Source organism: Pseudoalteromonas sp. SIMBA_162 (genome assembly GCF_046535955.1).
Lineage (GTDB): Bacteria > Pseudomonadota > Gammaproteobacteria > Enterobacterales > Alteromonadaceae > Pseudoalteromonas > Pseudoalteromonas marina.
This window is the reverse complement of record NZ_JAWJBQ010000008.1, coordinates 41215-66479: the sequence shown is the minus strand read 5'-3', so window position 1 is coordinate 66479 and position 25265 is coordinate 41215. Positions and strand designations below refer to the sequence as shown.

At 39.5% G+C, this 25265-nt stretch carries 24 protein-coding genes and 1 pseudogene; 16 read left to right on the top strand and 9 right to left on the bottom strand.

The annotated features are described in order from the left end of the window. Positions 1-14 precede the first annotated feature (14 nt). From R0J88_RS08010 to R0J88_RS07990, 5 genes and pseudogenes are all read right to left on the bottom strand, one after another. Positions 15-3266: a winged helix-turn-helix domain-containing protein gene (locus R0J88_RS08010; protein ID WP_410899613.1), complete on the bottom strand. Its 3252-nt coding sequence runs from the start codon at positions 3264-3266 to the stop codon at positions 15-17. 157 nt (positions 3267-3423) lie between these two features. Then, on the bottom strand, positions 3424-4254 hold the full coding sequence (locus tag R0J88_RS08005; RefSeq protein WP_008132787.1) for a mechanosensitive ion channel family protein: 831 nt from the start codon (positions 4252-4254) through the stop codon (positions 3424-3426). A 37-nt stretch (positions 4255-4291) separates the two neighbouring features. Then, complete coding sequence (locus R0J88_RS08000; protein WP_410899612.1) at positions 4292-5011, bottom strand: LrgB family protein; 720 nt, start codon at positions 5009-5011, stop codon at positions 4292-4294. Then, a pseudogene (locus tag R0J88_RS07995) lies at positions 5004-5358 on the bottom strand (CidA/LrgA family protein). Before R0J88_RS07995 ends, R0J88_RS08000 begins: the two are co-directional and overlap by 8 nt. An 88-nt stretch (positions 5359-5446) precedes the next feature. After that, the gene (locus R0J88_RS07990; RefSeq protein ID WP_410899611.1) at positions 5447-6238 is read right to left on the bottom strand and encodes a crotonase/enoyl-CoA hydratase family protein; all 792 of its coding nucleotides are present in this window, start codon (positions 6236-6238) and stop codon (positions 5447-5449) included. 242 nt (positions 6239-6480) lie between these two features. Between R0J88_RS07990 and R0J88_RS07985 the strand changes: the two genes are divergently transcribed. From R0J88_RS07985 to R0J88_RS07975, 3 genes are read left to right on the top strand one after another with little or no spacing between them, the layout of a single operon-like run. Continuing rightward, entirely contained in the window at positions 6481-6801 is a 321-nt protein-coding gene (locus R0J88_RS07985) for an HI1450 family dsDNA-mimic protein (RefSeq protein WP_006794135.1), read from the top strand. A gap of 41 nt (positions 6802-6842) precedes the next feature. After that, a complete protein-coding gene (locus R0J88_RS07980; protein ID WP_006794136.1) occupies positions 6843-7658 on the top strand; it encodes a DUF481 domain-containing protein in 816 nt (271 codons plus the stop codon). Positions 7659-7683: 25 nt separating this feature from the next. Next, a complete protein-coding gene (locus tag R0J88_RS07975) occupies positions 7684-8172 on the top strand; it encodes a hypothetical protein (protein ID WP_410899610.1) in 489 nt (162 codons plus the stop codon). A 36-nt stretch (positions 8173-8208) separates the two neighbouring features. Here R0J88_RS07975 and R0J88_RS07970 read toward each other — a convergent pair whose 3' ends face one another. Both R0J88_RS07970 and ygfZ read right to left on the bottom strand, forming a co-directional pair. Then, on the bottom strand, positions 8209-8694 hold the full coding sequence (locus tag R0J88_RS07970; RefSeq protein WP_006794138.1) for a peptidylprolyl isomerase: 486 nt from the start codon (positions 8692-8694) through the stop codon (positions 8209-8211). 12 nt (positions 8695-8706) lie between these two features. After that, positions 8707-9618 carry a tRNA-modifying protein YgfZ gene (ygfZ, locus tag R0J88_RS07965; RefSeq protein ID WP_410899609.1) on the bottom strand — a complete coding sequence of 304 codons (912 nt, stop codon included), beginning with the start codon at positions 9616-9618 and terminating at the stop codon, positions 8707-8709. 161 nt (positions 9619-9779) lie between these two features. Here ygfZ and R0J88_RS07960 point away from each other — a divergent pair, with 161 nt between their 5' ends. Together R0J88_RS07960 and R0J88_RS07955 are read left to right on the top strand one after the other, a co-directional pair. Then, positions 9780-10031: a succinate dehydrogenase assembly factor 2 gene (locus R0J88_RS07960; protein ID WP_006794140.1), complete on the top strand. Its 252-nt coding sequence runs from the start codon at positions 9780-9782 to the stop codon at positions 10029-10031. 70 nt (positions 10032-10101) lie between these two features. Further along, a complete protein-coding gene (locus R0J88_RS07955; protein WP_410899660.1) occupies positions 10102-10443 on the top strand; it encodes a hypothetical protein in 342 nt (113 codons plus the stop codon). Here R0J88_RS07955 and nadB read toward each other — a convergent pair. Further along, the gene (gene nadB, locus R0J88_RS07950; protein ID WP_006794142.1) at positions 10418-12028 is read right to left on the bottom strand and encodes an L-aspartate oxidase; all 1611 of its coding nucleotides are present in this window, start codon (positions 12026-12028) and stop codon (positions 10418-10420) included. The two genes, R0J88_RS07955 and nadB, sit on opposite strands and share 26 nt — an antisense overlap. Positions 12029-12274: 246 nt before the next feature. Between nadB and rpoE the strand changes: the two genes are divergently transcribed. The 10 genes from rpoE (at position 12275) to pdxJ (ending at position 20953) form a co-directional block, all read left to right on the top strand. Then, entirely contained in the window at positions 12275-12856 is a 582-nt protein-coding gene (gene rpoE / locus R0J88_RS07945) for an RNA polymerase sigma factor RpoE (RefSeq protein ID WP_006794143.1), read from the top strand. A 1-nt stretch (position 12857) separates the two neighbouring features. After that, on the top strand, positions 12858-13469 hold the full coding sequence (locus R0J88_RS07940) for a sigma-E factor negative regulatory protein (RefSeq protein WP_410899608.1): 612 nt from the start codon (positions 12858-12860) through the stop codon (positions 13467-13469). A gap of 4 nt (positions 13470-13473) precedes the next feature. Next, positions 13474-14424 (top strand): MucB/RseB C-terminal domain-containing protein, encoded by a 951-nt coding sequence (locus tag R0J88_RS07935; RefSeq protein ID WP_410899607.1) that lies wholly within the window; start codon positions 13474-13476, stop codon positions 14422-14424. Positions 14425-14443: 19 nt separating this feature from the next. Further along, on the top strand, positions 14444-14893 hold the full coding sequence (locus R0J88_RS07930) for a SoxR reducing system RseC family protein (RefSeq protein ID WP_410899606.1): 450 nt from the start codon (positions 14444-14446) through the stop codon (positions 14891-14893). A gap of 248 nt (positions 14894-15141) precedes the next feature. Next, positions 15142-16932 carry a translation elongation factor 4 gene (gene lepA / locus R0J88_RS07925; RefSeq protein ID WP_008132753.1) on the top strand — a complete coding sequence of 597 codons (1791 nt, stop codon included), beginning with the start codon at positions 15142-15144 and terminating at the stop codon, positions 16930-16932. A 16-nt stretch (positions 16933-16948) separates the two neighbouring features. Next, positions 16949-17884, top strand: a complete 936-nt coding sequence (gene lepB / locus R0J88_RS07920) for a signal peptidase I (RefSeq protein ID WP_203984474.1) — start codon at positions 16949-16951, stop codon at positions 17882-17884. 2 nt (positions 17885-17886) lie between these two features. Beyond that, positions 17887-18564, top strand: a complete 678-nt coding sequence (gene rnc / locus R0J88_RS07915; RefSeq protein ID WP_006794149.1) for a ribonuclease III — start codon at positions 17887-17889, stop codon at positions 18562-18564. Next, positions 18554-19486: a GTPase Era gene (era, locus tag R0J88_RS07910; protein WP_006794150.1), complete on the top strand. Its 933-nt coding sequence runs from the start codon at positions 18554-18556 to the stop codon at positions 19484-19486. Before rnc ends, era begins: the two co-directional genes overlap by 11 nt. Before the next feature lie 20 nt (positions 19487-19506). Next, positions 19507-20199 carry a DNA repair protein RecO gene (recO, locus tag R0J88_RS07905; protein ID WP_276755414.1) on the top strand — a complete coding sequence of 231 codons (693 nt, stop codon included), beginning with the start codon at positions 19507-19509 and terminating at the stop codon, positions 20197-20199. Positions 20200-20221: 22 nt separating this feature from the next. Further along, positions 20222-20953: a pyridoxine 5'-phosphate synthase gene (pdxJ, locus tag R0J88_RS07900; RefSeq protein ID WP_410899605.1), complete on the top strand. Its 732-nt coding sequence runs from the start codon at positions 20222-20224 to the stop codon at positions 20951-20953. A gap of 70 nt (positions 20954-21023) precedes the next feature. Here pdxJ and barA read toward each other — a convergent pair whose 3' ends face one another. Further along, positions 21024-23810, bottom strand: a complete 2787-nt coding sequence (gene barA / locus R0J88_RS07895) for a two-component sensor histidine kinase BarA (protein ID WP_410899604.1) — start codon at positions 23808-23810, stop codon at positions 21024-21026. Between the two features lie 125 nt (positions 23811-23935). On the opposite strand from barA, the gene rlmD reads away from it, so the two are divergent. Then, on the top strand, positions 23936-25261 hold the full coding sequence (rlmD, locus tag R0J88_RS07890; protein WP_410899603.1) for a 23S rRNA (uracil(1939)-C(5))-methyltransferase RlmD: 1326 nt from the start codon (positions 23936-23938) through the stop codon (positions 25259-25261). The last annotated feature ends 4 nt before the right edge of the window (positions 25262-25265 follow it).

Below are 25265 nucleotides of genomic sequence, written 5' to 3'. Positions count from 1 at the left end.
TCCTTTATGAGTAATTATAGTTGGAAGTTCGTAATGCCTAATTTAACTAGGCTTGTTTTTATTTCTGATATCTCGTCTTCCCTGTTTAAACAGGTATAAGCTTGTACTAGTGGGTATGTTATTTTTACGCTCTGACTTATTTTTGCAGCTTCAGAAATAGCTTTGATAGCGCTTAAGCAAAATTGCTCTCGCTGTTTATTAGTTGTAGCTAAGTTTGCTTTGATTAAGTTTATTCTTGTATATACTAAGTAATCACCAGTTTTAGTTAGGTTGGATAATTGATGTTTGTAGTTTTCATTATTCTCAAGCTCAGTTAATAACTTCTGCGCTTTGAGTGATGATTGTCTATTTATAAAATATTGAATCAGTGTAATTTGTGTATTAATAGTGCTGGTATTTTTAAAATTTTGAGATTTTAAAAAATTAATTATTTTTTCAATTGTTGAGTCAGTAGCTTCATCAGTAGATAGCATTAGTGAAAGTGCTAAAGAGCGATAATACATAAGCTGAAATTTATTGTTTTTTGGATCTTGTACTAAAGCTTCATTGATAACTTGATTAGCCAAGCTGGCTTTTTTATGTGCCATCCGTTTATCACTCAAATAGCTCAGTAAATAACTTTGTTGCATATATAGGTTTGCTGATGTGTAAAAAAGGCTTGCATCACTAGGGTAGTTAGCAATCAATTTTGTGATTACTTTAACTGCAGCTTCTAATATATTAACTGCTTCATTAAAGTTACTTAGCCTCTCTTCTGTTTTTGCAAGCCAACTAATTGTATCGGATTTATCTCGAAGTAAGTCTTTGTTATTAGGTTTCAGTTCAAGCGCTTTATTCTTAAGTAAAAGTGACTCTGCAAAGTTCTTTTTTGCAGCGCTGTAGTTAGATTTTTCTATGTATAAAGAACCTAAAGAATTAGATGAATACGATAATTCCATAATGGAGTTAAAATCATTGGCTGCCAGCGCATACATTTTTTTACTGTAATCGTGGTATCTTTTAAACATTTGCTCAGTAGCTTGATGATCATTTTGATCATAAGCTAATTGACCAAGCCAAAAGGCATTGGCGCCTGCAAGCGTGAGTAGCTCTAAGTTGTTTGGCTGAATTTTTAATAATGCCTCAAGGCGAATGCGGGCGTTTTCAAAGGCGGTGAAGGCCTCAATGGTTTTTCCGCGCGAATAGGCCACTTCCCCCATGGCCTCAAGGGTTTGTGCGTACTGAAAACGGTTGTTAAATTGTGCTTTATTATTGCTAAAGCTAAAAAGTGAACTTGAATCGTCAGTTTGATCAGTAAAATACTCAAGTGCTTTATTACTAATACCATCAAGTAAGTCCATACGTTCAACGCTACGTAATTTATCCGCAAAGTCGCCGACCATAAACCCCAGTAAGCTTTCGGCCTCTTGGCGTTTTTGCTGTGCTAGTTGCTGTGCTTGATAGCTAGTAACACTCATTAATAGGGCAACACAGGTAAGTAAACAAAGCAAAGCGACGGTGCCACGTTTCAGGGTGGTTTTTGTTTTACTATGCTTAAGAGAGCTGGTTATAAGGGCGTGTTCGTCATCACCTAGTTCGAATGTGTTGTCGTTCAATAAGGTAACGGCCTCTTGCAGCGGTTTTCCTGTCGCAAGGAGGTAAGCATTACTTTTACCTTCATCTATCCAATTTTGTGCTTGGTGTTGTAAACGGCTTTTTATTGCTAATGAATCTTTGTGATCGCTTATCCACTGCTTTGCGCGTGGCCATTGACGCAATAATGCTTCGTGCGCAAGGCTAAAACAGGCTTCGCCATTTTGTAAGTGCGATACAAATAAGCGGCTATCGACCATGGCTTGTACAAGTTCTATTTGGCTGGTGTTAGTTAATGCCTTCCAGCGGGCTGCGCGGCTAGTAATAGTTTTACCATCAGGGTTTAGCGTTATTAATTGTGATAACACGCTTTTTAGTTGCAGTTGTTGTTTGTTGCTAAGGCCTATAAATACATCTTCTGCTTTTTTGCCTATGGCGCCCTCAATACCGCCAAGTTTTTTATACACACTGTGTAACAACTCATTATTATCACTGCGCTGTAAATACAGCTCTTGCAGTGTGTATTGCAGCATGGGCAGTGCATCGGGATTGTTGGCGGTATCGGCGCAGAGTATTTCATCCAGTGGTGTTTGGGTTTGTGGGTCATGTGAAAACGTTAAATTAGCGGTTATTGCTGGCAAACGAATAATTTGTTGAAGCTCGTGCCTGTTCGGTGGTGTTAAGTCGTAATGCGCGCCATGAGCCTTGCCAGCCATTAGGCTTGGTTGCTCAACCACTAAAGGATAAAAATCGTTTCTGCACGCACTAAATACAATCACCGCTTTAGACGTTGCTAAGCGCTCAATAACTGATAAAAATTGGCTACGTGTTTCATCATCAAATAAAGGTGATGAAAGAAGGACCTCTAAACGATCTATGAACAAAAATAATTTCGGGTTTTTGAGTGTTGTTACCGTTTTAGTTAGGGCATTTGTTAAAGTATGAATAACGTTATTGGTGTTTTGCGTTAATTGCTGGGCGAGTGTTTCGGCACTTAAACCATCAAATACAGGAAGGTTATTTATATCCCAATCAAGCATGGCAGACGCTAAGTCTAAATAAAGTCGACTGTGGTCAATATCTGCAAAATCTAGTTGAGTATACGAAACAACACCAATCCCATTGTAGCCGCGCTTATCAAGCAGTTTAGGTAAAATGCCCGCGTTCACTAAGGATGATTTACCTGTACCACTTGGGCCTAAAATTAAGCAAAAAGCGCGACCAAAATTCACTTGGCTATCCACTCTTTCCAATAAAGTGGTAATAGCCTGATTTCGGCCAAAAAACAGGTGGTTATCGGTTGTATTATAAGCGCTTAATCCTAAAAATGGAGATCCACCTTGCCAGCTTGTTACTTTGGGGGCTTCTTCACTTAAAGGAAAGTCTAACTTTGCAATAATACGGTAGCCACGTTTTCTTATTGTTTCTATGTATTGTGGTGCACTTGCTTTATCGCCAAGAGCTTTGCGCAACTGTGTAATTATTTTATGTAGCGGGTTATCGCCTACTTCAATATTTTTCCAACAGTGGTTAAGTAGTTCGTCACTGCTTACAAGCTCCCCTTTTTTTAAGCATAAATAGATTAAAACATCCATGGCTTTTGGTTCTAGCTGCTTGTTTTTACCAGCATGTTGAATGCTGTTTGATAGGGGGCTTACCTGCCAATCGCCTAAATAAAATGGGCTGAGGTTCATAGTGACTCATTATTGTTTTTGTGGTTCTAAAAATGTATCGGCTTGTTAAGCTGTAACTTGATAGTACAGAAAAAATGGCAAACCAGTATGGCTTTTAGTCAGTGGTGTTGAGTTATTTTAACGCCAGCCCTTGGCTAGACCAGCGTTGTATTTACAGTTATAGGTCGTTTTTATTTATGGTAACAACACGTTGCGGGAAAGGAATTTCGATATTGGCGTCGTTAATGGCTTTGTACACTCCACCGTTTATAGCTAACTTTGTTTCTATAATTTTCGTGGTGGGTACCCAGTATCGGTAGCTAAGGGTAACACCGCTATCGGCAAAGCGCTCAATGCCTATTTGCGAGTGCGGGTTTTGAGCAACTAACTCGTGTGCGTTGAGTACCTCTTCAATAAGATTGATTGCGGTATCAGCACATGCGCTATAGGCAATATCTATTTCACCCTTAACTAACGAGTAACTAAATGAGTTATGAATTATTTCGCCCATTATATGTTTGTTAGGGATGGTGATTTCTACTTTTTCTTCATCTATTAAAATGGTGTAGCCAAGCTCTATTGTTTTAACTTGACCGCTTACATTTTTAACTTCAATGGTATCGCCAACTACAAAAGGGCGTGTAGCGATAATGGCAAGGCCAGCACCATAATTAGACAGCATGCCCTGTAGTGCTAAACCTGCACCCAAAGAAGCTGCACCTATTGCCGCCACAAAGGGAGTAACACTTATCCCTATCTTGCCAAGCGCTATAATAATAACCATAACAATAAGCAGTACTTTTACAACACTACTAACAAAGTTTGTAAGCGTAATATCCACATTATGGCGAGTCATTAAATTGGCGACTATTTTAGATAGTTTTTGTGCTATCCAAAGGCCAATCAACAATATAAAAACAGCCCCTACAATTTGCATGCTGTAGGTAACTAAATACTCAGTGAGCATATTGTAATACTTTTCAAACTGTTCGATTTCAGAACTGATCATTGTGGGCTCTTAACTCGTGTAATTAAATTTTTGTAAACTATAGCAAACTGTTTACTAAAAAAGGATAGAGGAGTGGGACTATTATGGCCGTTAGCAATGCACTGAGCGCCATAGCTACTGATGAAAATGCACCTATTTTAGGGTGTTCAGCAAGTGCCGCTGCTGTCCCAATAGCGTGGCAGGCCGTCCCCATAGCAACCCCTTGGGATTCATGACTGCCTATTTTTACTAATTTAAACAGCATGAAACCAAATAATGCCCCTAATAAGCCAATAAAAATAACCATAGCGGCGGCCAAAGAGCTGATCCCCCCCAACGAATCTGTAACAATTAACGAAATAGGCGTAGTGACGCTAAGTGCCGCCACAGAGGCACTTAACTCAGAAGGAACCTTAAAAAATACACTTAATAAAAAAGCCACAAAAGTTGCATTTACAATACCTAGACTGCAAGTACCTAGTATGAGTAATAGATTTTTACGTACATGAATAAACTGCTGATACAAAGGTAGCGCTAATGCGACTATGGCGGGCTCTAAAAGCCAGCTTAGTAGCTGGCTATGATGGGCAAACTTGGAGTAAGGCAGGTTTAAGTTAATCAATAACAAAGCAATAATGGCAATACTTAAAAAAACAGGGTTTGTAATTGATTTTAAAGCACTGTTTTTCATGCTTGTGTTAAAGGCCCTAAGCAGTAAAAATAAAGCAATAACTATAGGAACACACAACCACCAAATGTCAGGCTTTAATTCAGTCATTGTTTTTTCTGCTTTTGAAAAAAAAACATTACTGAGCTTACTAGTAATAATGTACTAGCTGGCACAATAAAAATAACAGACATTAAAAAAGGCCAATTAGATTTTATAAGGTTTAGGTGTTCAATAAAGCCAACGCCAGCGGGAATAAAAAAAATAGGCATAACATTTAAAATTGGGGAGGCACAAGGCTTTAGGTGTTGCTCTTTTACTATGCCTGCTAGCAGCAACGCTAATAAAATAACCATAGCGAGTAAAGGGGCAGGAAAGCTGCCTCCTGTATAATGCATAATAAGTTTAGCGCAGGCTAAACACAGCAAAATGATTGCGCTACTTAAAAGGTATTTCATCATTATTACTCAATTTAATAGGGTGCATTTAGTTTAACAATCAAAAACAGTGTGTACATTGTGCCTTAGTATTACCGATATTAATGCATTACCACCGTTTGGCGTTTTTGTATTTTATATCGGATTTACCTTTTGCTTTTGCAATGGCTTTTTTTGTATTTGGGTTTGTTAGTAAACGAATTTGACTCCAGGTTTCTTTTGCGAGTATTTTTCGTTGCCGTGACTTGTAGCTTAATTGAGTAATACGTTTAATGGCAGCTAGGGTATCGGGTGAGCGTTCAAGCAATGTACTCAGCAGTGTTTGGGTTGCAAGTTCGGTGTTGTTTGTTAGTTGTGTGACCAGTCCAAGCTCGTTTGCTTGCTCTGCAGTTATAGGGTTCGCATGGCTTGCAAGTAAAAGTGCTTGGTCGCGTTTAACTAGTCCGCCCATCATTACATTTGCTCCCATGTCAGGACAAAGCCCCCAGCGGGCTTCCATAATAGCTAGCTTGGCGTCATTGTGAACAATTCTGTAATCAGCTCCTAACGCTATTTGTAAACCCCCACCTAAGCAATTGCCATTAATTTGTGCAATAACAGGTACGCTTAAAGACTGCCAACCCAGTACTACTTTTTGGGCTAAGTTTTGGTTGCCGGGTAACCACTTAAACAGTAATTTTATGATATTTAAAGGTGAGGCCATAACTGCGGCAATATCAAGCCCTGAACAAAAATGATCGCCATCCCCCTTTATAATTACCGCACGAATAGTACGATCCTTTTTTATATTTTTAATCGTGTTATTTAACGACATAAACATGGCAAAGTTTAATGCGTTTTGTTTATCAGCTCGACTCAAGGTAACCGTTGCAATACCTTCTTGCTTTTCTAGTTTTATCATTATTAACTCCTCTGACCTGTTGCTTGAGCTTATGCGGTTAGAAAGGTGAAGTAAAGTGATGTAGTTTTTAAAATAGATTGAATTTATTTGTAAATGAGCAGTCTGAATGACTTGGTTTTATTTTGATAATTAACAAAGTGTGGTTTGAGGTTAAAAAAGTCAGGTTTTTAAACGCTTTTTTATCAAATAGCTAATCAGATTTGATAACATACGCCAATTATTAAGGTTAAGGTTACGCAACTATGTCGGGTCCACGTTTATTTACAATCGAAGAAGCAACACATCAAGCTTATGATATTTTTTTAGAGTTAGCACCGAGTAACTTAAGTGATGACGACGTTGAAAACTTTAATGAATATCGAGAAGACCTTGGCTTTATTGAAGAAGATGAACCTGACGACCAGTGGCAAGATTTTGTAGCGCTTGAAATTGAGCCAGAACACTTTATTCAAGTGTTAGTGGGTTTAGAGTTTGATAATGAAGATGTGCTATTTGCAAAAATTTTAATTAGCCGTGATAAAGACGCTCCGTTTTGCCATATTTTATGGAAAGAAAGTGAATAAGCCCCACTGCTTGTTTATTTTTTATTAAGTGGCGAGAGAGAATGTTGCGTAAGTATTTATTTATAATTTTTATTTTAATTAGTAGCTCTTGCTGGGCTGTTGATCCATTTGAAGATTTTCATGAGTATGGGCAGCTTTCTGACGAAGAAATCCATGATTTGCACAAAGGTGAAATGCTTTACGGCGATACTGAGTTTGGGTTTATTTTGTCTCGGGGAAATATTAATTCAACCAGCTTTAAGCTCAAAGGTAACCTGTACCAAGATTTTGAAAAGTGGCGAAACCAATTTAAAATTGACACCCTCTATAAGCGCGACGAAAATGACGACACTGGAGACAGCGACGTAACTGCAAACCGTGTATTTGTATCTGCACAAGGTAACTATAAAGTAGGCGTTAAAAACTCATCGTTCTTTATCTATGGCGATTACGAGGAAGATCAGTTTAGTGGCCTTAAATTCAAAAGTACCATTGCAACGGGGTATGGCGCACGTGTTTATCAGGGCACTAAGAACAAAGTCGATATTGATATAGGGCCTGGTCTGTATCGTTCGGTGGCTGATGAAGACTCAACGGTAAGTGATAGCGAAGAAAATAAAACCGGTTACTTACTTCGTGTTGCTATGCAATGGGAACGACTGGTTTCAAAACGCACTCGTTTTAATCAAGATGTGAGTATAGAGCAGTCATTGTCAGGGTTAAATTCACGATTAAAATCTGAAACTGCGCTGATTAGTCAGGTTATAGGGGCGGTGTCTCTTAAGTTTGCTTATATGTATCGTTATAATTCAAAACCAGAAGATGATAAACTTAAGTTTGATTCTGAGCTCAGTGCTACTTTAGTGTATAGCTTTTAAGTATTTTATTTAATTAGAGAATAATATGTATCAGCATAAACAGTATGCGGTGTTTATCTTTTTTGTTTTGACCTGGATTGGTGGCTTTGTTGCTTTAGCGTGGAATTTAATTGGGGCAGATTGGCCGTTAATTATTTTTGCAGGTGTATTGGTACTGGTGGGCTTTTTGTTTCATGGCTTAACAGTTAAAGTAAACGATAAAACAATTAGCTGGGGATTTGGCCCTGGTGTGGCAGGCCAGCAAATTACGCTTAGCGATATTTCTGAGGCGAAAGCAGTTCAAAACTCTTACAGGCATGGTATTGGTATTCGAATAACGCACGATGGGTGGGTTTATACTGTGTCTGGATTTAGTGCTGTTCAGCTAACGCTTAACGATGGCACCTTGTATAGAGTGGGTACAAACGACCAACAAGGGTTACTAGACGCACTAAAAAAACAAAACGTACCAATGGCGCAGCCTCAAAAGCAACAAAGCGAACCCAAAGTGGTCAAACGCAATAACATGATATAAAAAAAGCGCCTTAGGCGCTTTCTTTATATGTTTGAGTTAGTGGTCGTGGCCACACCCCCCTTCGCCATGAACATGGCCATGGGTGAGTTCGTCTTCTGTTGCGTCACGCACTTCAAGTATTTCTACATCAAAGTTAAGTGTAATACCTGCAAGCGGGTTATTGCCATCAACAATCACTTCTTCATCTTGAATATCAATAATCATTACTGATTGGTCGCCATCATCTGTTGATGCGCGAAATTGCATACCTACTTCAATTTCCATACCCTCGAACATCGATTTTGGCACAGCTTGCATTAGGTTGTCGTGGCGTTCACCGTAACCATCTTCAGGCTCAACTTTTACGCTAAGCGTATCACCAGGTTGTTTGCCTAGTAGCGCATTTTCAAGGCCTGAAATGAGGTAACCAGTACCCACAATAAAATGTAGCGGCTCACCACCGAACGAGTTATCAATGCTATTGTTATCATTATCCATTACTGAATAATGCATTTTTACCACTTTGTTTGCCGCAACGATCATAGTCATTCCTATTTATTCATCATCTAAAGAGTAAGGTAAAGGCAGAATGCTTAGCTCTACCTCAGGCGCGTGTTTTGCACGAAGTACTTGCGTTGTTTCAGTATCGTTTGGCAACACAACAAGGCCAGTTAATATATTAGTTTTTTCATTAAAGCTTTGCGCAATAAGTTTACCAGCACGGCGCCAGTTTTCACCCAGTTGTACTTCAAGTTCGGGTTCATCCAGCATGCTTTCGCTTTGCCCTGATACGATATACATTGCACGCTTATTTTTACCAAGGTACTTCATGCGCGCTACAGTTTCTTGTCCTGTGTAACAGCCTTTTTTAAAGCTGATGCCACCAATGGCTTGTAAGTTAACCATTTGCGGTACATATTCGCCAATTGCATCACTGCTAAGCTGTGGCTCGCCAGCTAAAATTGCTGCTTGCTGCCATGGGGCATCGTTATCAAGCGTTAAAACGCTATCAGGGATTGCAAACTGACTATCAACCATAAGCAACACTCGGTTATCAGCCAGCTTCAATGCTTTACCGTTATCAAAGTCACACGCTATTATATTGTCGTCAAAAGCAATACCCAGCTCTGTTAAAATCGTAGATAAGTCATCACCAATAAGACCAATTAACCGGTTTGAAGACGCACTTATGTCTACTTTTGCAAATACTGCGTATTTCTTTAGCTCAACTAACGATTGCTCTACCTCAGCACTACTGCCAGATAAGTAGTAACTGTCTTGGTGAGAAAATAGCTTAAATACGCCCCAAAGTTTTCCTTTGGCGCTACAGTGGCCGGTCCATAAAAAATTGCTGCTGGTTAGTTTATTTAGATCTTGAGTAATTTGCCCGTGCAGATAAGATAATTTATCAACACCTGTAAGGCTAATAAGTTGGTGAGATAACGGACATGCGTAAACGCTAGACATAAAAACCTTCTTTGCAATACAAATGAAATGACATAATAACGCAGTTGCTACGTATGGTACAGACAAGCACCCGCAGGGGTGTATTTATTTTATAGTTGATTAATAGCTGCTAAACCGGCTTGTGTTTGTTAAACTCGAGTCAATTCAGTATGAGGTTTAAAATGGTTGAAATTCATAGTAAAGCACGTATTCGTTGGGCTTGTCGTCGTGGTATGTTAGAGCTAGATGTTTTGTTTATGCCGTTTGTAGAAGAAGCATACGATTCTTTAAATGCAGAGCAACAAGCTATTTTTCAGCGCTTGTTAACACAAGAAGATCCTGATCTATTTGCATGGTTTATGGGCCATGAAAAATGCAAAGACGAGCAGCTAAATAGTATGGTACAACTCATATTAAACAGAGTTCGTGTATAGGTTCACTGTAAAAAATAATAAAGCAGACCACAAACCCATTGTGGTCTTTTTTTGTGTGCTTACTTTAATAATGTGTTTATTTTTAAGCTCTTTTTTGGCAACCCTAATATGTATTTTTGCCAACCTAATAACTGGGGTTTTAGTCGGGCGTAAAGTAAAAGCCTGCCAACCGCAAATGGGCGTGATTATTTTAGAGCCTAGTTTGTTTAGATTCGAAAATGACGTACATAAAATAGAAGGGCAAATAAGTCCAAAAAGCAAAGTGTTTACGGGCAGTGTTTGGCTATTTATAAGAGGATTTAATAACAACCATTGGCTTATTATTTCAGCCAATGGTGTTGATAAGCAAAGCTATGCCCGATTAAAACGAGCTGTTTTGAGTGCGGTTAATGGCGCTCAGGGGTCAAAATAGTGGGGGTTGGGTTTTCGTTTTGCTCAGGGTAATCAATTGTGTAATGAAGCCCTCTGCTTTCTTTTCTTTGCATTGCACTTCTAATTATTAACTCTGCTACTTGCACTAAATTACGTAGCTCGAGTAAGTTGTTACTTACTCTAAAGTTAGCATAATAGTCGTGTATTTCTTGTTGCAGTAACTCAACCCGATGTAGTGCGCGCTCTAAACGCTTAGTTGAACGAACAATACCGACATAATCCCACATAAAGAGGCGTAGCTCATGCCAATTATGCGTAATGACTATTTCTTCGTCCGAGTTAGTTACACGGCTTTCATCCCATTGCGGCAAGGTCATGGGTTCTGGTGCATGTTCAATTTTGCTTAAAATATCTTTCGCTGCAGCATGGGCAAACACAATGCACTCTAACAATGAGTTACTTGCCATTCTGTTTGCACCGTGCAGGCCGGTGTAAGCTACTTCACCAACGGCATATAGATTATCTAAATCTGTTTTACCGTTAAAGTCAGTCATTACACCACCGCAAGTGTAGTGTGCGGCAGGGACAACCGGAATCGCTTCTTTTGTAATATCTAACCCAACACTCAAGCATTTTGCATAAATGGTAGGGAAGTGCTCAATAATAAATTCTTTATCTTTGTGGCTAATATCTAAATAAACGCAATTTGCACCTAAGCGCTTCATTTCAAAATCGATTGCGCGAGCGACTATATCACGAGGGGCTAGCTCTTCACGTTCATCAAAATCTTTCATAAAGCGAGTGCCATCTGGGCGTTTTAAATACGCACCCTCACCGCGCATTGCCTCGGTAATTAGAAAGTTTTGTAATTCAGGGTGGTATAAGCTGGTGGGATGGAATTGGTTAAATTCCATATTAGCTACTTTACAGCCAGCTCGCCAAGCCATAGCAATACCGTCACCGCTTGATACATCAGGATTAGATGTATATAAGTACACCTTGCTTGCTCCACCGGTCGCAAGTGCTACAAATTTAGCCGATATAGTTTCGACTTTTTTAGCTTTTTTGTTCCACACATACATACCCTCAACGTGTGTTCCTGCTTTGCCAGTATTTTTATCAGTAATTAAATCAATTGCATTGTATTGCTCAAGTAGAGTGATGTTTTTATGTAATTTTACTTGGCTTATTAATGTTGTTTGAACGGCTTTACCAGTCGCATCGGCGGCATGCAAAATTCGACGATGGCTATGACCGCCTTCTCGCGTTAAGTGAAAACGCTCTTTGCCTTTGCTATCAAATTCCATGTCAAAAGGCACACCTTGGTCAATTAGCCATTGAAGGCAATCGTGTGCATTACTTGCTGTATAGTGAACAGCTTCACGGTCACATAGGCCGCCGCCAGCATCCAGAGTATCTTCAACATGCGATTCAATACTGTCATTTTTTTTATCAAATACTGCGGCTATACCACCTTGTGCATAAAGTGTAGAGCCTTCGGTAAGCGCGCCTTTACTAATAACGGTAACGTTACAATAGTTAGCTAGTGATAAGGCAAGAGATAAGCCAGCCGCGCCGCTTCCGATAATAGCGACATCTGCGATGTGATGTTTATTTTGGTTCATGTCAGGGGTACTTTGCGGTTACAATGCTTAAATAAAGCAGTATTTGTTTTTAATATTTGTAGTTGTATCATATTTGTCATACCACTATGTAGTGATTTTAATGGCTTAGCGCCGTTATTTATGAACTATTTTATATAAAAATAATATTAAGCAGAACTTTTTATTCATGTCGCGGTCAGAGTATTTGTGAACAATGGCGATAATATGAATAACAAGCAAAAACCAGACATAGGAGTACCGGCTCGAATGAGCGAGCAGGAATTGGATTTAGTGCTAGTAAGAAGAGTGCAGCAGGGCGATAAAAATGCCTTCAATCTATTAGTAAAGAAGTATCAAAACAAAATTGCAGGTTTGATCTCTCGTTATGTATCAAATCAAGGCGATATTGCTGATGTAGCGCAAGAAGCTTTTATAAAAGCTTACCGTGCACTTCCCAACTTTAGAGGCGACAGTGCTTTCTATACTTGGTTATACCGTATTGCCGTTAATTGTGCTAAAAATTATTTAGTTGCTCAGGGACGTAAGCCGCCAGCTAATGATATTGACGCTGAAGAAGCTGAATTTTATGATTGTGGTGACTCGATGCGTTCAAACGCATCACCTGAAAACCTTTTATTAAGTGAAGAGGTTCGCGCTGTAATTTTTAATACAATTGATAGTTTGCCTGAAGACCTTAAAACCGCAATAACTCTCAGAGAAATTGAGGGTATGAGCTATGAAGAAATAGCTGTGGTAATGGATTGCCCTGTAGGCACAGTACGTTCGCGTATATTTCGTGCCCGTGAAGCAATTGATAACAAATTAAACCCATTAATAGGCGAGTCTTAGTATGACAAAAGCACACCTTAACAAGTTAGATAACGAATCGTTATCTGCATTACTTGATGGCGAGCAGCACCTAGCTGATGCAAAAATTGCAGAGCAAGATGTTTCTACGTTTGGTCGTTATGCGTTAATTGGTGATGCAATGCGTGCTCAAAAAAATAATCACGACATCCATATTGATATTAGCGAACGCGTTGCTCTAGCACTTGAAAACGAGCCTGTTTATGCTGACTTTACCCAGTCGAAAGCGCAGTCTGAAGTGGCCGATAAGTCAGAACAAAATAACGTAGTGGCATTTAATTGGCGTAAGCCTGTTGCTCAGCTTGCAATCGCTGCAAGTGTGGCAATGTTTGCGATTGTGGGAGTAAGCACTTTACCGCAAAGTGATCCACAGCAAAATGAAATCCCATTACTGCAAACAACACCGTTAACAGGTATGGCGTCACCAGTGAGCTACTCATCTGCGCCCGCTCTTGAAAACGCAGAGCAAGGTTTACGTGAATTGCAACAACAGCGTATTGGCGCGTTAGTATTAGAGCATCAACGTCAAGCACGTGTTGCTAACTCTCTTCAAACAGCGCAAAATGAAACAAAAGCGCAAGAGGAAAAAAACTAATTAAATGAAAGTAATCACTTTTGTTCTGTCGTTGGTATTGAGCTTTACTGCAGTTGCCAACGACTCAAATCCTGCCAAAATGCTATTATTAGAAATGGCTAATGCTGTTCATAATCGTAACTTTGATGCCTCGTTTGTGGTTGTTAAAGGTAAATCAATGGAACCCTATCGATGGGTGCACGCCAAACAGGGTGAAATTGAACTCGAACACTTGAGTTTGCTCAATGGCGCAGGCCTTGAAATGATTAGAGTCAACGACCAGGTAACTTATTTTGAACCTCAGTCTGAACCTTATTCACTAAAAACAGACTCTATTGCAGGGCCTATCCCAGAAGTACTTTTTAAAGACATACAGCGCTTAAGTGAGCACTACGATTTTGTACTTGGCGGAAAAGGGCGTATTGCCGGGCGTGCTGCACAGCTTGTACGTATAGAGTCAAAAGATGAGCACAAATATAACTACTGGATTTGGCTCGATATGGAATCGGCGCTGCTATTGAAAGCTGCTTATGTAAACCATCAAGGAGAGGCTCTTGAGCAGCTTCAGCTAACTCATATTAGTGTGACTGAACAACCAGCACCTATGCTATTAGAAGTGTTAAATCGAAATTTTCCTACACCGTTACCTGAAAGCGAGTTGGAAGGGGTTGATAGTTCGTCAACTAACTGGAAAATAAGCTGGTTACCTGCCGGTTTTGAGCTACTCAAATCGGATAGACACAAGCTAGATTTGAATAACGAGCTTACGGATTACTATCTATATTCAGATGGGTTTGTTGAAGTGTCGGTATTTATTCAGCGACCACTACCTGGTAAACGTTTAAGTGGTGCACTCACCTCTGGCGCTACAACGGTTTATGTGCATAATGGCGGTAATTTTGATGTATCGGTTGTTGGTAATGTGCCAAGCTTAACTGCAAAGGCAATAGCCGAATCTGTTACGCGCGCTTTATAAACGATTCGTAAGGATTGTTATGATTGAACAAACCCTCACTGTTGTGGCCCTTAGTGGCCACACGGCTCATTTAGAAGCCGAGCAAAAGCAAGCTTGCGCTGGCTGCAACGGTCGTTGCGGCTCCCAAGTATTTAGTAAATTATTTGGCACTGCAAAAAAAACACTCCCTTATAAATTTGAGTCCCCTGTCGAAATAGGCCAGAAGATCACTTTATCCCTTGATGATAGCCATATGGTAAAACACGCATTTGCTGTGTACATGCTGCCGCTTTTTTTAAGTCTTGTTTTTGCACTTGCTACGTCTGAGTTATTACTAATGGGCGAAGTGTGGCAAATATTTGCAGCTGTTATGGGCGGTGTTTTGGGGTTTTATATTGCAAAAACACGTGTTAAATCGCTCAGGCACGATATAAAAGTAGTAAAAATTCACCCAATTAGTATCCCTTTAACTCAAATAGATGGTGATTGACGCCAATTAAATGTAAAATTGGTGTTTTATACCCAAGTAACTTGGAAATACAGGAAGCTGTGATTTAAAACAATTTAATAAAAGTTAATCAGCATGGTTGCTGTGTGAGCCTTTATTGATTGTTCATATCATTTTTCGTCATTATGTATGTTTTAAATTAACTAACAAAAGCATACTAAAACAAGTATTTGCAAGTCACTTAGGTATCCATATTTAGTCCTTTAAATAAGAAGTATTGAACTCAGTTTATGAAGCATATCCGTAATTTTTCGATAATCGCCCATATTGACCACGGTAAATCGACCCTTTCAGATCGTTTGATTCAAGTTTGTGGCGGTTTAACCGACCGTGAAATGCAAAAACAAGTTTTAGATTCAATGGATATTGAGCGCGAACGTGGTATTACCATCAAAGCACAAAGTGTAACGTTGAACTACAAAGCAAATGACGGCGAAACATATCAACTTAACTTTATCGATACCCCAGGGCACGTTGACTTCACCTATGAAGTATCGCGTTCTTTGGCTGCATGTGAAGGCGCATTATTAGTTGTTGATGCAGGACAAGGCGTTGAAGCGCAAACTTTAGCAAACTGTTACACCGCAATTGAAATGGACTTAGAAGTAATTCCTGTATTAAACAAAATCGATTTGCCACAAGCAGATCCATTGCGTGTTGCTGAAGAAATCGAAGAAATTATTGGTATTGATGCTTTAGACGCTGTGCAGTGTAGTGCTAAAACAGGTGTTGGTATTGCCGAAGTACTTGAAATGATCGTCAAAGACATCCCGCCACCAGTTGGTGAAAAAGATGAGCCTCTACAAGCGCTAATTATTGATTCATGGTTTGACCCATACCAAGGCGTTGTATCGCTTGTGCGCATTAAGCATGGTGAGCTACGTACGGGTGACAAAATTAAAATCATGTCTAACGAGCACATTCATACAGCCGATCAAGTGGGTATATTCACACCTAAGCAAACCAATACAGGTATTTTACGTACCGGTGAAGTAGGTTTTGTTATCGCAGGTATTAAAGAGATTCACGGTGCACCCGTTGGTGATACGATTACGCATCAAAGAAACGCAGCACCAGAACGTTTACCTGGCTTTCAAAAAATTAAACCGCAAGTATATGCAGGTATGTTCCCAATTGCGTCTGACGAGTATGAGTCATTCCGTGATGCGCTTAACAAGCTAAGCTTAAACGATGCGTCTTTGTTCTTCGAGCCAGAAAACTCAACGGCACTTGGTTTTGGTTTTCGTTGTGGTTTCTTGGGTATGCTCCACATGGAAATTATTCAGGAACGTTTAGAGCGCGAATACGATATTGATTTGATTACAACCGCACCAACGGTAATTTACGAAATCGTAACGAAGGACGATCGCACTTTCCAAATCGATAATCCGTCTGACTTACCCGCAGTAAATGACATTGTAGAAATTCGTGAGCCGATTGTTGAGGCAAATATATTAGTGCCGCAAGAGTACTTAGGTAATGTAATTACCCTATGTATAGAAAAGCGCGGTAGCCAAACCAAAATGACTTATCACGGTAAGCAAGTTGCAGTAACGTATGAGTTACCAATGGCTGAAGTGGTAATGGATTTCTTCGATAAGCTTAAATCTACAAGTCGTGGTTTTGCATCGCTAGATTATAATTTTAAGCACTTTCAAACCTCAGACATGGTTCGCGTTGATATTTTAATTAATGGTGAACGTGTTGACGCGCTTGCAATTATTGCTCACAGAGACAGTGCGCAATCGCGTGGACGTCAACTTGCTGATGCACTTAAAGAGCTTATTCCGCGCCAAATGTTTGATATTGCAATTCAAGCCGCGATTGGCCAGCATGTTATTGCGCGTACAACTGTAAAACAGCTACGTAAAAACGTAATTGCTAAATGTTACGGTGGTGATGTGAGTCGTAAGAAAAAGCTACTCAAAAAACAAAAAGATGGTAAAAAACGCATGAAACAAGTAGGTAATGTAGAAGTACCTCAAGAGGCGTTTTTAGCTATTTTGAAAGTTGGCAAATAACAACAAAGGATTATAAATGGCTGGTTACTTTTCAATTTTATTGGTGCTGTTAACCTTAGGCTCAGGCTTAATATGGTTAATAGACCACTTAATGTATGCACCAAAAAGGCAAGAGCGTTTAGCGTTAGCACAAACCTCTGCTGGCGCAAAGTTAGATGATGAAACAGCAGCATTAATTGCACCAGAGCCAGTATTAACTGAAACTGCAAAATCGATTTTTCCGATGATTGCTGCTATTACTATTTTCAGATCGTTTATCTTTGAACCTTTTCAAATTCCGTCAGGTTCAATGATGCCAACACTACTCGTGGGCGATTTTATTTTAGTACAAAAGTATTCATACGGTATAAAAGACCCCGTTTGGCGCACTCAATTAGTTGAGATGGACGAGCCTGAACGTGGTGATATTGTTGTTTTTAAGTTTCCTGGCAATGAAACAATTGACTACATCAAAAGAACAATAGGACTACCTGGCGATAAGGTTGTATACCGCGATAAGCACCTATACATTCAGCCAAAGTGTACTGAGGGTGAAGTAAACCGCAGTAACTTACAATGTGGTGAGTACAACAAAATTGATATGGAAGTGAAAGATAGAGGCGAGTTTATGCTAAAAGGCATGGAGTCGGTTCGAATAAATGAATCGCTAACAGAAGATGGTCACGATATTTTAATTTACCCTGAGGTTCCAGAGAAAAAAGGTCGCTACTTCAGACAAGCTGGTACTCGCACCGATGAGTGGGTTGTACCCGCAGATCACTATTTTATGATGGGTGACAACCGAGATAATAGTGAAGATGGTCGATTTTGGGGATTTGTACCAAAAGAAAACTTGGTGGGGAAAGCTGTCTTTATATGGATGAGTTTTGAATTTGAGAATGGCCCTGATGATGTTTTACCAGGATGGGTTCCAACTGGTGTTCGCTTTGAACGCCTAGGTAATATTCAGTAACAATGAAAAAAAATGTAACAGAGTTATACAACAAAATCGGCTACGAGTTTTCTGATCAAGGTTTACTTGAACAGGCAATGACGCACCGCAGTCACAAAGGTCAGCATAACGAGCGCTTGGAGTTTTTAGGCGACTCAATTTTGAGTTTTGTTATTGCTAATGCACTTTATGCCAAATTCCCTAAAGCACGTGAAGGCGACTTAAGCCGCATGCGTTCAACACTGGTACGTGGTCAAACACTTGCTGAGTTTGGCGTTGAGTTTGGTTTAGGTGATTACTTACGTTTAGGCCCAGGTGAGCTTAAAAGTGGTGGATTCCGCCGCGAATCAACACTTGCCGATGCAGTAGAAGCCATCATTGGTGCTGCGTTCTTAGATTCAGGTATTGAGCGTTGCAGCGAGCTTATTTTATCGTGGTACGAATCACGGTTAGATGCTATTTCACCAGGGCTTAATCAAAAAGATCCGAAGACCCTGCTGCAAGAGCATCTACAAGGTCGCAAACTTCCTTTACCAGGTTACACTGTGGTTGATACAAAGGGCCAAGCGCACAATCAAACATTCACGGTTGAATGTATTGTTGATGGAATGGATAGCATAATTTCTGTTGGTAGCTCACGCCGTAAGGCCGAACAAAAAGCTGCTGAAAAAGCATTGAAGATAATTAAAAATGAATCTTGATACCCTAATACAACCTCATGAAGGCGATATTGATACATTTTGTGGCATGATTGCCATTGTAGGACGTCCTAACGTAGGTAAATCGACTTTACTCAATGAGATTATTGAGCAAAAAGTCAGTATTACTTCACGTAAGCCGCAAACAACGCGCCACCGTATTATGGGTATTCATACAGAAGGTAAGCATCAAGCCGTTTATGTTGATACGCCGGGACTTCACATAGAAGAAAAGCGCGCAATTAACCGTTTAATGAACCGCGCTGCATCTAGTTCGATTGGTGACGTAGAACTGATTATTTTTGTGGTTGAAGGAACACACTGGACTGCTGATGATGAAATGGTACTAAATAAAGTATCACAAAGCGGTAAGCCCGTGATGTTGGTTATTAATAAAATTGACCAAGTGAAAGACCGTGATTTAGTGCTTCCGCACATGAAGTTATTAGGCGATAAGTTTGACTTTGTAAGCATTATGCCGGTTTCGGCTAAGCAAGGTAAAAATATTGACCTTATAAAAGACGAAGTAACCAAACGTCTTCCGCCATGTGAGTTTTACTTTCCAGATGACTACGTGACCGATCGTTCAATGCGCTTTATGGCTGCAGAGGTTATCCGTGAAAAGCTAATGCGCTTTATGGGCGAAGAATTACCTTACTCGGTTACTGTTGAAATAGAGCAGTTTAAGTGGCAAGAAAACGGTGTTTGGCATATCAATGGCTTAATTTTAGTTGAACGTGAAACACAAAAGCGCATGGTTATTGGTAACAAAGGCGAAAAGCTAAAAGTAATTGGCCGTGAAGCCCGTAAAGATCTTGAAGAAATGCTCGATAACAAAGTATTTTTAGAGCTTTGGGTAAAAGTTAAGTCTGGTTGGGCTGATGACGAACGCGCACTTAGAAGCCTAGGCTATGGTGAAGACTAAAATAGTAAGTAACCTACTTTATGGATAGTGACTTCTATACCGCATATTTATTACACCGACGTCCTTATAGTGACTCACAAGTAATGCTCGATATGCTAGTAGAAGGCGTTGGCCAGCTTAGAATGATCGCACGAATTAGTGGCCGCCAGGCCACTAAACACAAAGCGCAATTACAACCTTTTCAACCTCTACTTGTTCACTATAGTGGTAAGTACGATTTAAAATACATTAATAAATTTGAGCTGCACGGCGCACCGCTTTTTCTATCTGGTGACGAGCTTTATTGTGGGTTTTATTTAAACGAGTTAACAAACAGAATAGTGCCTGTTAATGAGCCTATTGAACAAGCTTATGAGCTTTATAAATCTCATTTAGAAAACTTAAACCGTGGCGCCAATTTGCAATCTGTTTTGCGTTCGTACGAATTTCAATTACTAGAATTACTGGGTTACGGTGTTGATTTCAGTTTTGATACCAACGGTGAGCCAATAGATGAAGCGCTTACGTATAGTTATTTCTCTGAACTTGGGTTTGTTATCCAAGAAGATACTCGCTCAGGTTTTAGCGGTGAACAGCTTCAAGCAATAGCAAATCATGACTTTAGCCGAAAAGATGTGTTATATATGGCAAAACAGTTAAGTCGCTATTTACTAAAACCTTTGTTAGGTAATAAGCCATTAAAAAGTCGTGAGTTATTTACGGCCTCTCAATAAACGTAATTTTACAGGTAAAACAATGAAAGATATTCTTTTGGGTGTAAATGTTGATCACATTGCAACGCTTCGCCAAGCACGAGGAACAACTTATCCTGACCCAGCACATGCAGCAAGCGTTGCAGAGCACGCCGGTGCAGACGGCATTACCATTCATTTACGTGAAGACCGCCGCCACATTCAAGACCGTGACGTGTACGTAATGGCAAAAACCATTCAAACGCGTATGAACCTCGAAATAGCAGTAACCGATGAAATGATTGCTATTGCTTTAGAGGTGAAGCCTGAATATGTTTGTTTAGTGCCGGAAAAGCGAGAGGAATTGACCACTGAGGGCGGTTTAGATGTTGCAGGTAATATAGAAAAAATAAAAGCGGCAACTAAAACCCTTACTGATGCAGGTATCAAAGTCTCATTATTTATTGACGCGGATACTGCACAATTAGATGCTGCAAAAGCCTGTGGCGCACCTTATGTAGAAATACACACCGGTGCATACGCAGACGCTACAAACGATAGCGACTTAAGCAAAGAACTTGAACACATTCGTCAAGGTGTACAATACGCAGCAAGTTTAGGCTTAATTGTAAATGCAGGGCATGGTTTAAATTACCATAATGTAAAACCAATAGCGGCTATGCCAGAAATTTATGAGTTAAATATAGGCCACGCTATTATTGCGCGTGCCGCCATTGATGGCCTAGATAAAGCGGTGCGTGATATGAAGCGCCTAATGATTGAAGCGCGGATTTAACTTCAATTATAAATAGCTGTTTTAACTTAACAATCACATATGAGTGTTAAGGCATAATTGAAAGACGCGCTTAAAGCACGTCTTTTTTGTTTTTACTGTCCATTTTTGCGTCAACCAATAGGTTTTCAAGCTCATCTTGTAGCTCAAAAAGTTCAGGTTCTATATTTTCGAGCACGCACTCATTTTTAAGTGAAGTCTCAATAGTTTCAGCTAACGATTTTAATTTAGGTACACCGGTGTAGCAACACGCACCATGAAATTTATGCACAATACTGAGTACTTGTTCGCAAGCTTCATCATCAATAGCTTTAGTCAGTAAATTAAGCGTTTCTGGTACGCTTAAAAGCAGCATATTAAGCATTTCAAGCGCCAATTCGTTTTTTCCACCAGCCCGTTGTAATGCAAGGGGCCAATCTATTCGGCTACTCTCAAAAGGCGCTGGACTTTGTGGTATTTCATTTTTGCTTTTTTCACGGTTTATTGGCGTTTGTGGGCTGTGGTCGCTAATAATTTGTTTAAGTGTATCTTCATCAATAGGCTTGGTTAAATATCCTTTAAAGCCATCTTTCAGTAGTTGTTCTTTTTCACTATGCAGGGCATGCGCAGTTACTGCTATTATAGGTGTGTCTTCATTAAGCGATGACTCTTGGATAAGTTTACACGCGGTTATGCCATCCATTATCGGCATTTGAATGTCCATAAAAATAACATCGTACTTATGGCTTTTACTTAAACTATAAGCTTGTGAACCATTATGAGCTGTATCAATTACTTCAACCTGTTCATCGAGCAATGTACATATAAGTTTTAAGTTAGCATCGTTATCATCAACAACCAGCACTTTAAGCGGTAATAATTTTTGCTCGCTCTGCTCTATATTATGAACAGGATGGTCGAGTCTATATGGTGCGGCAAGCACTTCACATAACTTACGATGATTAAGCGGCTTACTTAAGCAAGCATCTGCACCGCTGCCAATAAACGCCTCACGCATATTATGTGAAACGGTATTAAGCATTAAATATAAATAGTCGGTCGAGTCTCTTACTGTTTTTACATAGCCTTTTAATAGTTGCATGTGATCAACCGATGCCATGTGGCCAATTAAACAAATATCAAATTTAGTTTGGGTATTTTCTACGGCCGATAAAAAGCTGGCTTCGTTAAAGCATGGCGTTACATTTGCTTGCCACTCTGTCAATAAAGACAGTACAGCATGATGCGTATGCTCGTGCGGCTCAAGGTATAAAATACGCTTACCAATGAGTGACTTACTTGGTAGATCGTTTGTAAATACGTGATTAGGCAGTCTAAAAACACTATTAAATGTAAAACACGTTCCGTTACCAGGTGCTGAGTTTAACGATATTCGACCATTCATCGCTTCAACAATATGTTTCGTGATAATCAGGCCGAGGCCGGTCCCCCCAAATTTGCGCGTTATGCTTGAATCTGCTTGGCCAAAAGGAGTAAACAATGAATCTTGCTTATCCATTGGTATACCCACACCGGTATCTGTTACCGACACTAAAACAGAGGCACTTTCTTCATCAAGTAAGCGGTAGCTAATATCTACTTTTATAGAACCTTGCTCGGTAAATTTAATTGCGTTACTTAATAAATTAATAAGTACTTGTTTAAAGCGAGTAGGATCGCCAGTCAAATCGTCAGGGACTTGTGGGTTTATATAAATAGAGAGCTCAAGCTGTTTTTCATGGGCGCTTGGGGCAAGCAATGTCATTACTTCATTTACCGCATCGCGCAATTGAAATTGAATCGATTCAAGTTCCATCGCTCCAGCTTCTAGTTTAGAAAAATCTAAAATATCGCTGATAATAGTCATTAAACTATTAGCCGATAACATGATTGTATCGAGGTAATCTTTTTGATGCTTGTTCAGTGGTGTTTTATAAAGCTGGCGGGTAAATCCCATTACACCATTAAGTGGCGTACGTAACTCGTGACTCATTTTTGCTAAAAAGTCTGACTTAACACGGTTGGCATCTTGTGCTTCTTTTTTTGCCATTGTGAGCTGAATATTTTGCGTTTCATATTGTTCAAGCGTTTCACGATAATCACTGGTTGCTTGGTCAATATTTTTTTGCATTTCGTCTTTTTGCATTACCATAGTATCGGCTATGGTATTTAACCCTTCACGAAGAATATCAAATTCACCCAACATGGTATCAGTAAGGCCAGTACTTCTTTTTCCCTCAACGAGTTTGTCGGTTGCAAGCACTAACTTATTTAAAGGGGTCATGAACATGCGGCTAAGTTTAAATGCCATAATTGCCGCTAATACCAAAGATAAAATAATAACTATGCCACTAATAAGTAAGGCGCGTTGTTGGCCTATAACGGCTTTATCTTTGTTTAGCTGTAAAATGACCGTACCTAACGATGTTTGAAAGGCTGAAGCGTCCCATTGAGTATTAGGTGAAGAATGACCAACAATTGGCGTATAGAAAGTAATTATATCTTTTGAGGATTCTATTTTTGTGGCTTTAAGTGATGCAAGAGACGCTTGATTGATTAATTCATCGAATGAACGGTGGTAATTACTCGTCATCAACAGCTCGTTGTTAGTGTCAAATATAGCAATTGATTTAATAGACGGGGAGTGCCGATTATGTGTAAAACTGATTAAACGATTTAGTAATACTTTATTTTTATCAAGAAGCGGTTGTTCTAAGGCAATTGCTAAAGGCTCTGAAATAGTTGCACCTTGCTGATATAAAATTTCATCAAGCTCAATGTAACGATTTATTGTAAAATAACCACCAAGCAGCAATCCAATGATCACCGTGGGGATCAGGGTCAAAGTTAAAACAGAATCACGTAAGCCTAATTTGGTCATAGTGGGAGCATTATTATCATTATTAGTATGTTTTGAGTATATACGTTTCGATGCCTATTCTCAAAGCTTCACCTACACGTGATTAGTTACGAGTTTTAACCTAAATAAATGTAAGGTAATGCCACATGGCGCAAATTTTTAAAGCGAAAAAAAAACCTCTTCAGCAAAAGTCAGTGGTGCTCGATATAACAAATATGGATCACCAAGGCCGTGGCATAGCAAAATATAACAATAAAGTGTGCTTCGTCGCAGGCGCATTACCGGGCGAGAAAGTAAAAGCGACCCTTGTTGATGATAAGGCGCGTTACAGTAGTGCTGTTACACACAAAGTGATTAAAGCAAGTGAAGCCAGAGTAGCGCCTTTTTGTGAGCATTATAACCATTGTGGAGGCTGTCAATTACAGCATTTAGATGTAAACCAGCAAGTAGTTGAAAAGCAAGCCGCAGTTGAACAGCTTTTCGAAAAATTTGCCAAGCAAACAAATTTAAACTGGCAAGCTCCAATATTAAGTAGTGCAACGCATTATAGGCGAAGTGCACGAATAGCGGTTATGTTTGATAAGGCTGCTAAAAAAATGCGTATAGGGTACAGAGCGAGTGGTTCAAAAAATATTGTGAGTATTAATAAGTGTGCGGTTTTGACTGACGCCTATGAAACTGTTTTTACACTCTTTGATGAATTAATTAATCACAATAAGCCATTACACAGTATAAGCCACCTACAATTATGCCAAAGTGAAACGCATAACTTTGTGGTCATTCGTCACACTAAAGCAATTAGTGATGAAGCAAAGGCTGTGGTAATAAAAGCCTGTACGCCTTACAAATACTCAGTTATTTGGCAAAGCGAAAGTGATGTAATTGACCATACTAATATTACTATGCCGTACTATTACCTAGATGAATTTAAACTAAAATTTGAGTTTGGTTTGGATAATTTTATTCAAGTTAATGCTCAAGTTAATCAAGCTATGTTAAAACAATCGGTAGATTGGCTTGGTTTAAGTGGTAATGAAAATATATTAGATTTATTTTGTGGTATTGGTAACTTTTCACTTGTGCTGGCAAAACAAGCAAAAACGGTGATTGGTATAGAAGGTGTTGCTTCTGCGGTTGCAATGGCCGCGCAAAATGCGCAAACTAACTCTATCAGTAACGCGCAGTTTCATTGTTTTGATTTAACGCAAAAAATACAAAATGCGCAGTGGTTTAATAAAAACCTAGATGTGTTGGTATTAGACCCTTCACGTACTGGTGCAATGGCTATATTAGAGCAGTTACCTTTAAAGCAATTTAAAACAATTTTATACGTCTCTTGCGACCCTGTTACCCTAGCCCGTGACAGCGCTATTATTTCGCAAGCAGGCTTTGAGCTCAACAAAATTGGGCTAATGAATATGTTTCCTCATACTGGGCATATTGAAACTATGGCGTTATTTCAACGGAGGTAAAGCG